The organism is Serratia sp. 2880STDY5682894, from assembly GCF_001537385.1.
GTDB lineage: Bacteria > Pseudomonadota > Gammaproteobacteria > Enterobacterales > Enterobacteriaceae > Serratia > Serratia nevei.
Genome location: NZ_FCJA01000001.1, coordinates 145,990 through 159,294 on the forward strand (window position 1 = coordinate 145,990; position 13,305 = coordinate 159,294).

Sequence of the window (13,305 nt, forward strand, 5' to 3'; positions counted from 1 at the left end):
ATTCATCCGACGCGCGATTAACGGCCGGCGACGGTGACGAAGCGGGTTTCCAGGTAGGACTCGATCGCTTCGCTGCCGCCTTCGGTGCCGTGACCGGAGTCTTTCACGCCGCCAAACGGCGTTTCCGGCAGGCCGAAACCGATGTGGTTGATGCTCAGCATGCCGCTCTCCACGTCGCGCCCCAGCGCATTGACGGTGGCGATGTTGCGGCTGTAAGCGTAGGCGGCCAGCCCGTACGGCAGGCGGTTGGCTTCGGCGATCGCCTCGTCATAGGTGGCGAACGGGCGCAGCAGGGCGACCGGGCCAAACGGCTCTTCTGACATGGCGCGCGCGCTCAGCGGCACGTCGCGCAGCACCGTCGGCTCGAAGAAGTTGCCTTTGCCCGCCACGCGCTTGCCGCCGGTGCTGGCTTTTGCCCCGTGGGCGACGGCATCCTGCACCAGCGCCTCGATATTGTCGACGCTGCGGCCCAGCACCATCGGCCCCATGGTCACGCCGTCTTCCAGCCCGTTGCCGAGCTTGAGCTCACGCACGGCGGCGGTGAATTTCTCCACGAAGGCTTCATAAACGCCTTGCTGGATCAGGAAGCGGGTCGGGGCGATACAGACCTGGCCGGCGTTGCGGAACTTGGACTGCGCCAGCTCTTTGGCCGCCGCGTCGAGATCGGCGTCGTCGAAGATCAACACCGGCGCGTGGCCGCCCAGCTCCATGGTGGCCTTTTTCATATGCTGGCCGGCCAGCGCCGCCAGATGCTTGCCCACGCGGGTGGAGCCGGTGAAGGAGATCTTGCGAATGGTCGGATGCGGGATCAGGTATTCCGAGATTTCCGCCGGGGTGCCGTACACCAGCGCGATCACCCCGGCCGGGATCCCGGCGTCGGCGAAGGCTTTGATCAGCTCAGCCGGCGAGGCCGGCGTTTCTTCCGGGCCTTTGACGATGATGGAACACCCCGCCGCCAGCGCGGCGGACAGCTTGCGCACGATCTGGTTGATCGGGAAGTTCCACGGCGTGAAGGCGGCCACCGGGCCGACCGGCAGCTTGAGGGTTTGCTGCTGCACGTCGCGGGCGCGGGACGGAATGATTTGCCCGTAGGTGCGGGTAGCTTCGCCGGCGAACCAGTCGATGACGTCGGCGGCGTTGAGAATTTCGATTTTGGCCTGCGCCACCGGTTTGCCCTGTTCCTGCGTCATGACGGCGGCGATGGCATTGGCGCGTTCGCGCAGCAGCGCCGCCGCTTTGCGCATCAGGTTGGCGCGCTGGTGCGCGGCGGTGTCGCGCCAGACGTTAAATCCGCGCTCGGTGGCGGCCAGCGCCAGATCGAGATCCTCTGTGGCGGCGTGCGCCACTTGACCGATTATCTCGTCGGTGGCGGGGTTGGTGACCGGCAGGGTTTTCCCGGCCAGCGCGTTGCGCCATTGTCCATCGATATACAGTTGAGTATCCGGATACATTGTTGCCTCTTGTTTGCGGAGTGTCAGGGGCCGATGAGCTTCGCGATGCGGCACGCCTGAAAGGGACAGGGACCTTAACCCTACGCCGAATGGCGGCGATCGTCCAGGCGAGGGGCACGAAAGCGCCAGGGCGGCTACTCAACCGGCGATGTTTTGGCTATGCTGAGCAGATTGTCAGCACGGACGAGGAGGTCGGGTGCAAGGGGTACCACAACAGTTTCCGTTCGAGAAGGATTGCGCGCAGTTCCGGCATTTGTCGCATCTGCCGGGCGTCGAACTTTATCAGGCGCATATCGAACGCTATGCCTTCGAGCCGCATACCCACGATGCCTTCGCTATCGGCACCGTAGACACCGGAGCGGAGCGTTTCCGCTATCGCGGCGCGCAGCATCTGGCGGCGCCGGGCGCGCTGGTGCTGATGAACCCCGATGAGCTGCATACCGGCGAAGCCGAAACGCCGGGCGGCTGGTGTTACCGCATGCTCTATCTGGCGCCCGAGGCGCTGGAGCAGCTGTCCGGCGATAGGAGCCAGTGGTTCACCGATGCGGTGCGCCACGATCCGCGGGCGGCGCAGCGCCTGTCCGCCATTCTCGCCACGCTGTGGCAAACCGACGATCCGCTCACGCTGGACGGCCTGCTGTTGGAGGCGGTCGAGCTGTTGCACCCGCACATTCGCACCGGGCAGCGGGAAAAAGCCGAGGCGGCGCACCGTTTTGAGGTGGTGAAAAGCTACCTGCACGACAACTTCGCCGAGGCGGTGACCCTCAATCAGCTGGCCGAGCTGGTGTCGCTCAGCCCGTACCATTTTCTGCGCAAGTTCAAGGCCGAATACCACGTTTCGCCGCAGCAGATGCTGATGGCGATCCGGCTGTCGCAGGCCAAACGCATGCTGGAGCGCGGCATGCCCGCCGCACAGGTGGCGGCGGCGGCGGGGCTGACCGATCAGGCACACCTGACGCGCGCCTTCGCCAATCGTTACGGCGTCACGCCAGTGCGTTTCCAGAAACAGGTGAAATTGGGCTAAAACAGCAACCTGCTACAATAATTCCTTCCCGCGTTTTCGCTACTCTGCCGCTGTCTTGTCGGGCGGGTTGGCCGCACCGGCCGTTTGTCGGAGTCGTTATGTTCATTGGCGTTGTGTTTGCCCTGGCCGCCGGGCTGATGTGGGGATTGATCTTCGTCGGCCCGCTGCTGGTGCCGGATTATCCCGCCGCGCTGCAGTCCACCGGGCGCTATCTGGCCTTCGGGCTGATCACCTTGCCGCTGGCGTGGTTCGATCGCCGCCGCCTGCGCAAGCTGCGGCGCCAGGATTGGCTGGAGGCGCTCAAGCTGACGGCTATCGGTAACCTGCTGTACTACCTGTGCCTGGCCAGCGCCATTCAGCGTACCGGCGCACCGGTATCGACCATGATCATCGGCACCTTGCCGGTGGTGATCGCCATCTGCGCCAATCTGTTTTACGGCCGCCACGACGGGCGGCTGGCCTGGGGCAAGCTGGCGCCGGCACTGCTGCTGATCGTCTGCGGGTTAGCGTGCGTGAACGTCGCCGAGCTGCGCGGCAACGCGCTGCCGATCGACGGCTGGCGTTATCTCAGCGGCCTGGGGCTGGCCGTGTTGGCGGTGGCGTGCTGGACCTGGTTCCCGCTGCGCAACTCGCGCTGGCTGCGGGAGAACCCGACGCAGCGGCCGGCTACCTGGGCCACGGCGCAAGGGCTGGTGACGCTGCCGCTGGCGCTGCTGGGCTATCTGGCGGTCTGCGGCCAATTGGCGCTGAGCGAACCGGCGTTCGCCTTGCCGTTCGGCCCGCGCCCTGAGGTGTTTATCCCGCTGATGCTGGTCATCGGCGTGTTCTGCTCCTGGCTGGGGGCGCTATGCTGGAACGAAGCCAGCCAGCGCCTGCCGACGGTATTGGTGGGGCCGCTCATCGTGTTCGAAATTCTGGCGGGGTTGGCCTATACCTTTCTGCTGCGCCAGGCCTGGCCGCCGCTGCTGACGCTGGCCGGCATCGTCTGCCTGATCGCCGGCGTGGTGTACGCCATGCGCATCAAGCCGCAGCCGGTGGTGGTGGCGCTGGAGGACAAGCAGGGGTGACGCCCGCCGCGAAGGCGGGCGCGAGGGTTAACGCTTGCTGTGGTGAATGATCTCTTCGGCCACGTTGCGCGGCGCTTCGGCGTAGTGGCTGAATTCCATGGTGTAGGTGGCGCGGCCCTGCGACATCGAACGCAGGGTCGTCGAGTAGCCGAACATCTCGGACAGCGGCACCTTGGCACGAATTTCCTTGCCGCCGCCGCCCGGTATCTCTTCCATGCCCTGCACCAGGCCGCGGCGTGAGGAGAGGTCGCCCATCACGTTGCCGGCATAATCTTCCGGCGTTTCCACCTCCACCGACATGATCGGCTCAAGGATCACCGGATCCGCCAGGCGGCAGGCTTCCTTGAAGCCGAAAATCGCCGCCATGCGGAACGCCTGTTCCGACGAGTCGACGTCATGGTAAGAACCGAAGGTCAGGTGCACCTTGACGTCCACCACCTGATAACCGGCCAGCACGCCGTTGTTCAGCGCCTCGAGCACGCCTTTTTTCACCGCCGGGATAAATTCGCCCGGAATGACGCCGCCCTTGATCTCATCGAAGAATTCGAAGCCTTTGCCGGGTTCGTTGGGTTCGACGGTCAGCACCACGTGGCCGTATTGCCCTTTACCGCCGGACTGGCGCACGAACTTGCCTTCCACGTCGGCCACCCGCTTGCGGATGGTTTCGCGGTACGACACCTGCGGCTTGCCGGTGGTGGTCTCCACCCCGAATTCGCGGCGCATGCGATCGACGATGATCTCCAGGTGCAGCTCGCCCATGCCGTAGATGATGGTTTGGCCGGATTCTTCATCGGTGCGCACGCGGAACGACGGATCTTCCGAAGAGAGGCGCTGCAGCGCGATGCCCATTTTCTCCTGGTCGCCCTTGGTCTTCGGCTCGATCGCCTGGGCGATCACCGGCTCGGGGAAGGTCATGCGTTCCAGCGTGATGATGGCGCCGGGGTCGCACAGCGTATCGCCCGTGGTGACGTCCTTCAGGCCGACGCAGGCGGCGATGTCGCCGGCGTGCAGCTCGTCGATGTCCTTACGATCGTTGGCGTGCATCTGCACGATGCGGCCGATGCGCTCCTTTTTGCCCTTGATCGGATTGTAAACGCTGCTGCCTTTGGCCAGCACCCCGGAGTAGACGCGCACGAAGGTCAGCTGGCCGACGAACGGGTCGGTCATCAGCTTGAACGCCAGCGCCGAGAATTTTTCGTTGTCGTCGGCTTTGCGGGTGATGATTTCATCGTGTTCGCCGTGGCCCTCCATCGGCGGCACGTCGAGCGGCGAGGGCATCAGTTCAATTACCGCATCCAGCATGCGCTGCACCCCTTTGTTGCGGAACGCCGATCCGCACAGCATCGGCTGGATTTCGCCGGCGACGGTACGCACCCGCAGCCCGTGGACGATCTCCTCTTCGCTCAGCGGTACCTGGTTGAGGTATTTCTCCATAAGCTCTTCCGAGGCTTCGGCGGCGGCCTCAATCATGTTTTCGCGCCACTCCTGCGCCGAATCGCGCAGCTCGGCCGGGATCTCTTCGAAGCTGAAGTTCATGCCCTGCGAGGCTTCGTCCCACAGGATGGCCTTCATCCGCACCAGATCCACCACGCCGCTGAAGTGGTCTTCGGCGCCGATAGGGATAACGATCGGCACCGGGTTGGCTTTCAGGCGCTCGATCATCATTTTGCGCACGCGGAAAAAGTCCGCGCCGATGCGGTCCATTTTGTTGACGAACGCCAGCCGCGGCACCTTGTATTTGTTGGCCTGGCGCCAAACGGTTTCCGACTGCGGCTGCACGCCGCCCACCGAGTCATAGACCATCACGGCGCCGTCCAGCACGCGCATCGAGCGCTCCACTTCAATGGTGAAATCGACGTGCCCGGGGGTGTCGATGATATTGATGCGGTGCTGCGGATAATTATGCTGCATGCCGTTCCAAAAGCAGGTGGTGGCCGCCGAGGTGATGGTGATGCCGCGCTCCTGTTCCTGCGCCATCCAGTCCATGGTCGCCGCGCCGTCATGCACTTCACCCAGCTTGTGGCTGACCCCGGTGTAAAACAGAATCCGCTCGGTGGTGGTGGTCTTGCCGGCATCGATATGCGCGGAGATGCCGATGTTGCGGTAACGTTCGATAGGGGTGGTGCGAGCCATAATCAACCTTTCTTAGCCGCGTGAAGGAGAGCGGCTTAAACAGCATGGATAATGGTGATAATCCTCAGAGGGTTATCTGCCGGATCGCAGAGCCTCGCTCTGGTCACAAACTAATCGTAGTTGAAGGCGTTGGTTTTTTTAAGCGATGGCTGTGATAGATGAAAGTTTGCGCGCAGGGGGAGAAAAGGGCGAAAAAAAAGGCCCGTAACGGGCCTGTTGTCGAGCGGCGCATTCGCCGCTTATTTGCGTCCCAGCAAGAAGCCGAAAACGATGCCGACCGCCGCCGCAACGGCCACGCCGGCCAGCGGGTTGGCTTCCACCTGGGTTCTTACGCTGTCCGCTGCGTCTCGGGCGGCATAGCTGGCCTGGGAGGCGTATTTGCGCGCCGCGCCGCGCACCTGATGCTCCGGCGAATCCACGGCTTTGCCGAACGCTTCTTCTACCGCGCCTGCGGCTTCATTGGCTTTGTCTTCCGCTTTACCAAACATGCTGCTCTCCTGATCCTTGTGGGTTAACGAATCCTAAGCCTAGCAGGTAGACGCCGTTTTTTGCAGCATTCTGTGCGTTATAAGAGCAATCCGAGCAGAGAAAAATCTTGCCGGGCGCGCGGTGACGGCTTCACCCGCACGGCTTTTTGTGTTCTATTGGCTAGCTGTTTAACCGGGTATCGTTAACCTTTGACCGATTCGTTGAGTTGAAAGGACTCCCCATGTCAGTACTGCGTATTCTGGCGCTGCTCGCCGCGACCGCCGCCGCGTTGCCCGCCCAGGCCAAGCCTGTGCTCCACGGTGCCGCGACCGAGAACGGCATTCGTTGGCAATCATGTCTCAACAGCGGTTTTCAGCGCTGGTTCGATGAGCCGCCACCGCCGGGGCTGCGCTGCGGTTACCTTGAGGTGCCGTTAGCCTACGCCACGCCGCCCGCTCATGCGGCGCAGGCGGGCGAACAGACCGTGCGTTTGGCGCTGACCCTGCTGCCCGCCACCGGGCCGAAAAAGGGCAGCGTGGTGATGATCAGCGGCGGGCCGGGCCTGCCGGGCATCAATCCTTATTTGGGCAATGATGGTCACGTCGCCAGGCTGCGTAAATCCTACGATATCATCGGTTACGATCCGCGCGGCGTCGGCCAATCGACGCCGAAAATCTCCTGTCAGGTGGCCGAAGGCGACGAAACCCCGTCACCGGACGACAACGACGTGGCCGGTGCGGAGAACCAGACGCGCACCCTGATTGCCGCCTGCATCAAACAGACCGGCGCGGACGTGCTGCAACATATCGGCACCGACGAAGCGGTCAACGATCTGAACGCGATCCGCCACGCGCTGGGCGAACCGGGGCTGACGGCGATGGCGTACTCTTACGGCACCAAGGTGGCGGCGCTGTATGCCGAACGTTTTCCGAAGAAAACGCGCGCGCTGGTGCTCGACGGGGTGGTGGATCTGGCGGAAGACGATTTCACCCAGCGGCTGAACCAGGAGCGGGGCTTCCAGCAAAGCTTCCTGCGCTTCGCTGCCTACTGCGGCAAAACCGACAGTTGCCAGCTGGGCGGCGGCGCCAATCAGGCGCTGCAGCGTTATCATGCCTTGCTGCGTAAGCTGCATGAGCAGCCGTTCGTCACCGCGGCGGGGTATGAAATCTCCGCCGACGACGTGCTGACGGTCACGCGTTCGCTGCTGCTGTGGCCGGAGCGCTGGCACGAGCTGGCGACCGTGCTGCGCCAGCTCGATGCCGGGATCGCCGGGCAGCAGGTTTCCGATCTGATCGACGAAAGCTATTCGCCGGATGCCGATGACGCCCTGAACGTCATCACCTGTGCCGACGTCGCCAACCCGACGGCCGATACGCAGCTGTTGCGCCGGCAGCGGCAGGAGATCAATACCGCCGCTATGTATGCCCACTATCTGCCGCTGCACGAATACCCGCTGGAAATGTGCGATCTGTGGCCGTACCGCGGCAAAGATCGGCCGCACACACCGGTGGCGTCTGCCGCGTTGCCGCCGCTGCTGTTCGTCGCGCAGCGCTACGATCCGACCACGCCGTACCGCAACGCGCAGGTGATGGCCGCCGCCTTTAAAAGCCCGCTGATCACCCGCGAACGCGACGGGCATACGCTGGTGCTGAACGGCATCGACAGCTGCGTTGACGAAAGCGTGGTGGATTATCTGCTGGCGCCGAAAAAGCCGCGTCACGACAAGACTTGCCGTTGAGGAGGCCGGGCGGAAGCCCGGCCTTGGCTGTAGCGACCTGCATTTATAAATGGGCAAACCCGCCGCCAGAATACGATCGTCTTTTTTTAACCGAAAAAACCGGTCAGCAGGTGACCGGTTTGTGTGACGGGTGGTGTTAAATCAGAACTGGTAAACCAGCTCGTGGCCACGACGTTATCCGTCGGAACACCGGTATATAGGTCTAGGGAGTCATTGTGATGATCTCCCTAAATGAACTCGTGCCAGACTTGACCAGTGTCGGTCAAATAATCATCAAATTGCCTTCTCCCCACATACCAAGAAGTCACCGGGCGTAAGTTTCTGGCATCCCTCAGAACAACATCGTTGCGGCTGAAACAGTAGCCTAAAATAACATTTTTATCTGTACTGTTTACTATACGAGAGTACTCACTTGTTGATATTCTCGAAAGGTTTCTGACAGATACCCTCGAGTTCCCTAGACTGAGGGAACGATCCTCGCGACCAAATTGGCGCACAATAAGACTATCGCGCCTGTAAGAGCCTTCCCAGTTAACGCCTCGAGAAGTACCATGGCTTCCAGATAGAATTACTATATCTTTATCATTGGCCTTAGATACAAAGTTGACAGCATCTTTCACATAATCGGCATTTATTACACGGTTACTCGCCATAAGATAGGTCCCATTCTCATTACGAATGGAATCGTCCCACGCTCTTGGATTCTCTTCAGAACCAGAATGGTAATCTATATTAACATGCTCCTCCGCGACTCCGCCTTCGATGCGACCTCTTGTTCTGGGATTGTCCGTCAATGTCCTCTCCATTGAACCGCCCACATCCTGCACCGCCGCCCCCACACCAACGGCGGCGGACGCCGCGCCGGTTCCCAGCGATACCCAGCCCAGAATACGACTGGTTTCGGGATGCGAATTGCTTTCCGCCTGACTGGCAATATTGGTTCCAGCGGACGTCACGGCGAGCAATGCTCCCGCTACCGCCAGCGGTCCGCCAAAGGTTGCGGCCAGCCCCAATCCGATAACGGATGCCACGCCACCGACAATGGCTTGCCAGCGTACGTGATGACCTGTCGGGTCGGTGTGGTTGATGGGGTCGCCCTCACAATAGGCATAGGGATTAATCCCTCCTTTCCCAAACGGGCTCAGGCTGTCAGGAGAGGAAAAACGTTTCAGGTAAGGGTTGTACAGGCGGTAACCGTTGCCCAAATGGTAACCGCCAAGAATCTCGTCCTGACGTTCACCGTTATACCCCAGCACGCTGCCGCCGGGATTATTGATGCTCTGGCCGTACGGATCGTACGTTCCCTGGTCTTGCCGGGCATCCTGCTCTATGCTCAGCACCGAGCCATTGGCATCCGTTCCCGTCAGCCAGACTCCGGGGTTAACGCCGGTGCGGATCTGCGCCAGATTGCCGCCCGGCCCCGTTATCAGCCGAACCTCATCTCCTGCTTTCTGCTGATTCACCAGCGTTGTTCCACGGTAGTGCAGCGCTGTTTCGTCCTGCTGTATCAGCCGGCCCATGGCGTCATATTGATAAACCGTGCTTTGCGATGAGGCATCTTTGAGCTTGCGCGTTGCGCTGGATAAACGCCCTTCCTGGACGGATGAGTAATAGTTCAATGTCCTCGCGGATGCCCCCATGCCATCATCCGTCAGCATGCCATTCAGGTCATATTTCATCGGGATGGTGGTTTCATAGCTTGGATGTGTATGCGTCGCCTGGGTCAGTTGGCAAGGGTCAGCGGGGTTGTTATAGGTGCAAGCCAGTGTATCCTTGCTACCATCCGCAAACGTACTCTGCACCGAGGTAATATTGCCGTAGGCATCATAGCTGAATGACTGTGACGTTATCTGGTTGCCTTGCTCATCTTGCGGCAACTCGCTGCCACTGGCGCTGTAGTTCGTGAGGCGGTTGCGCGGATCATAACTATAGTTTTCCGTACGTACTGCTTGTCCGCCGCGTTTTAGCATTTTCGTTTTAACCTGAGCATTGGAGTACCATTCAGACTCCAGCGTCCAGCTATGGGCACTTTGGTTACTGGTTACCGTACGCAGTTTTTCTCGGCCCAAATTATCCCACTGCACCGTCGTCGTCAGCGTCGCTTCGGTGGACAGATCCTTACTCACCCACTGATTCGGTCGATCTAATTCGTCATACCCAAGCGTTATCATCACATCTTTATCGCTGACCCCCGTCTGACGGCCAAAACCGTCGTAACTCGTTACCGACTGAACTATTTTCGTAACGTCGATGTAGCTCGTGACTTCACCGGCCGCCGTATAGGTGTACTTCGCCGCCACTGTTGCCTGAGAAAAAAGCTCAGCGGATAAGCGGCCCGACGGCGTATAGGTGTTAGTAATGCTGTTTTCCACCTGACTGCCATTCTTGACTTTCGCGGTTTTCAGCTTGCCCGTTGCACGATCATAGGTAAATTCTTTACGCTGCGGGAGTGCGGCACTCTGCGCAAAGGCCAGCTTGCCGCCCAGCGCCGCAATATAGCCGTAGTTGACCCTGTTGTTGTTTGGCGAGGTCAAACTGTCCGGACCGTGCAGGCTACCGGGCGATATGGCACCCTCTTTAAGCTTGGTTCCTGCGCTGTAGCTGGCCGTCCAGGTCCGGCCGCCAGATGTGCGGCTTGTCACCCGGCCTAAACCGTCAAAGTCCTGGGTACCCATGGATACCGGTGCTCCCCGCGCACCCGACTTAGTCTCGTTTTCCGCCGCTACCTGAATGTCGCTCAGCCAGGCTGATGGCGAGGCTTCACTGTAAATTCGGATGATTTGCGTACCGGCACTGATACTGTCGGAATACACTTTGGGCAATGTTGTCGCCGCAATCCGCCCAAACGGATCATAGTCGAACGCCGTTACGCGGCCCAGTTCGTCCGTTTGCCGACGCAGTTGGTTGAGACCGTCGAATTCCGCGCTGGTTGTACTGTCGGCGCTTTGAACGGCGAAATCGGGCGCCGTCGGATCTTTGGTATTGTTATAGACGTCAATTTGTACCGCCACCCGATTAAGATTGTACCGGGTGACCGTCGTGGCGCTGCGGACATTGTTTTTCCCAACGGTATAGGCAGTTATCGTCATGGCTATCGGATCCGTTACACGGTAATGCAGCAGGTCATGCGACGTCGCAACGTGATGTTGCAGCCCCCAGTCATCATAGGACAATGTGCTGGACAGGTTTTGGCTTGCTTTACTCTCCAGATTCCCTGAGCCCATTGGCAGATAGTCACTGTTCGTCACTGAGGTCGGGCGCAACAGGCTGTCATAGCTTCCCGTTTTTAACGTTTTCCAGCTTTGGCTCAGGTCGTCGGCCAGGCAGACGTCTGTGCTCATCATTTTTCCTGCACCGTTGTAGCCGGTACGCACCTGATTATGGTTCGCATCCGTCGCAGTGATGGAGAATGGGGTACTGTTGTCAGCGTTGATATCATAGACCCAGGTTCGCGTATTTTCATAATCCGTATTTTTCGCCGTAATGATCTTGGTCATGCGCCCCAGCATGTCGTACTCCATCACATCTTTCACACCCAGCGCGTCAACCGTTTCCCATACTCGCCCGGTGAAACGCGAGAGCCTCTGCTGATGTGTCAGGCTCAGGCCGTCATGCGTTAACAGGGTGTCAGTCTGGATTAATGCATTGTCCGCCGCATTCAGCGTGTAGGCCGTGCCGTTCGTGGTCTGATACGTCTTCCCCTCCTTTCCTGATGGATAATGGATATCAACCGTCTTAATCAGGCGGCCAAATTCGTTGGTCTTATCTTGTTTGTCCGAGTAGAAGTAGTCATAGTTCGCCAGTAGCTGCTTGCCGCGACAATGGGTTTCGCGGCTCTTCATGATGGTCAGAGAAATCGCCTCTTTTGCATCATCCGGCGTTTCCATGCCCACGTAAGCATAAGTGGTGACCTGCTCGGGGCTCTTGTAGCCGCCGGTCAGTCGGGGCGTCGCCGTCATTGTCTTGATAAACCGTATAAATCCGTTTGGTTCCGCTGGACAGCCAGTCCCGGCGGCGGCATCCGCCGTCTCCCCTCCAGCGGGATAATATGTCCAGACGATGTCGGTGCCGATGGGCGTGCACACCCCACTGCCGTCTTTCGATACTGTTGATTTTTTTAGCGGGTTCCCCGAGTCATCAAATGTGGTGCTGGTGATTTCACTGCGAGTTTTTGCCGATGTACCGCTGCCTCTGGTCCAGGTGGTGGTGGTGGTTTTGGGCAACTGATAGTTTGATGGCTGAACGTCAAACGTCGCGTTCTGTGCAATATGATATTCCGTAAGTTGCGCGGTAACGCAGTCGTTGCGTGTGGTCACCTGGGATTCGAGCAGGTGATAATTGTTATAGGTTCGAACGGTGGTCGTTTGTACCCCGGCATCGTCGGTGTACGTCTGGGTGGAGCTGTATTTATAGTCGCTTGCCGCACTGTAGAGATTATCTTGCTGCGCCTCCCAGCCTATAGATGAACCATAACCAAGAAAATTGTGGTCGGAATAATCATATTGCTGCGTCTGGGAAAACGACATGTCCGCCGTTGTTATGCTTGAGACACACGGCAACGGGGGGAAGCCAGCCCCTTCCGGAAAGCGTTGCGCATTATCACCGCAAAGGTAAGTGACGCTTTCCCTGAGCCCGCCTGGCCAGGTCAATGAGGTTGCCCACGGCCCCCAACTGTTTCCACTTTGTTCCAGCAGGTCATAGCCAATATTCCAGGTTAATGATGTATCTTTTTCACCCAGGCCATTACACCACAGCTCCGTCAGGTGATATTCATTATCCAGGGTTAACCAAACGTCGTACCCTTCCGTCTGATCAGGCAACACGTGCAGAACGGCGGAGTTTCCCGTGTATTCCAGGGTAAGTAAGGATATACCTGCCTCATCGGTAATATTGCTCAGCCGTAACGGGCCGCAGGAGACATCCCAATGTAGCGTGATATTGTTGCCGCTTGGCGTGAATATCTGGCTAGGAACGCAGAAACCGCCAATCTGCCCGAGCAGCTCTACGCTGCCATCTTTATGCAGAATACGATAGTTGTCTTCCGACATATCGAACCTGAAATTGTCGAGTTTTTTTTGCTGAATGCCGCCGTCAATGACCTGATAGCGTTCACCGGTGGCAAGCGTAAGCAACCCGGACTGAGCGTCACCGTGATAAGAAGACAGCCCGAGAGCAAAACCAATGCCGAAACCGATATCGGTGGTATTGAGAGGAGAATAACTGAGCGACAGAGGCAGGACCGGCCCCCGGCGATCGTTGGCAACCAACTGACCCAGGGTAATATTGATGCCGTATAGACCGGTACGCGGATCTACCCCCCCGGATACGGCGCTGATAAAGTTACTGGCTTGGGTGAAAAAGGCAGAGTCGTCACTCATGTGATTTTATCCTGTTTATAATGATAAGCGCCTTCAGTTGAAACCG

At 59.3% G+C, this 13,305-nt stretch carries 7 protein-coding genes; 3 read left to right on the plus strand and 4 right to left on the minus strand.

The features are described from left to right. Positions 1-17 precede the first annotated feature (17 nt). Positions 18-1,451, minus strand: coding sequence for an NAD-dependent succinate-semialdehyde dehydrogenase (locus AWX27_RS00660; RefSeq protein ID WP_060418763.1), 1,434 nt, complete (start codon positions 1,449-1,451; stop codon positions 18-20). Positions 1,452-1,647: 196 nt separating this feature from the next. Between AWX27_RS00660 and AWX27_RS00665 the strand changes: the two genes are divergently transcribed. Next, positions 1,648-2,475, plus strand: a complete 828-nt coding sequence (locus tag AWX27_RS00665) for an AraC family transcriptional regulator (RefSeq protein WP_060387784.1) — start codon at positions 1,648-1,650, stop codon at positions 2,473-2,475. Positions 2,476-2,573: 98 nt separating this feature from the next. Continuing rightward, positions 2,574-3,542 carry a DMT family transporter gene (locus AWX27_RS00670; RefSeq protein WP_060418765.1) on the plus strand — a complete coding sequence of 323 codons (969 nt, stop codon included), beginning with the start codon at positions 2,574-2,576 and terminating at the stop codon, positions 3,540-3,542. 27 nt (positions 3,543-3,569) lie between these two features. Here the strand turns inward: AWX27_RS00670 and fusA are convergent, their stop codons facing one another. Both fusA and AWX27_RS00680 read right to left on the minus strand, forming a co-directional pair. Continuing rightward, positions 3,570-5,675, minus strand: coding sequence for an elongation factor G (gene fusA / locus AWX27_RS00675; protein ID WP_015377944.1), 2,106 nt, complete (start codon positions 5,673-5,675; stop codon positions 3,570-3,572). Positions 5,676-5,914: 239 nt separating this feature from the next. Further along, the gene (locus tag AWX27_RS00680; protein ID WP_004938127.1) at positions 5,915-6,163 is read right to left on the minus strand and encodes a glycine zipper domain-containing protein; all 249 of its coding nucleotides are present in this window, start codon (positions 6,161-6,163) and stop codon (positions 5,915-5,917) included. Between the two features lie 221 nt (positions 6,164-6,384). Between AWX27_RS00680 and AWX27_RS00685 the strand changes: the two genes are divergently transcribed. After that, positions 6,385-7,881, plus strand: a complete 1,497-nt coding sequence (locus AWX27_RS00685) for an alpha/beta hydrolase (RefSeq protein WP_060418767.1) — start codon at positions 6,385-6,387, stop codon at positions 7,879-7,881. Between the two features lie 227 nt (positions 7,882-8,108). On the opposite strand, the gene AWX27_RS00690 is transcribed toward AWX27_RS00685, so the two are convergent. Further along, positions 8,109-13,259: an RHS repeat-associated core domain-containing protein gene (locus tag AWX27_RS00690; RefSeq protein WP_060418769.1), complete on the minus strand. Its 5,151-nt coding sequence runs from the start codon at positions 13,257-13,259 to the stop codon at positions 8,109-8,111. Positions 13,260-13,305: the final 46 nt, after the last annotated feature.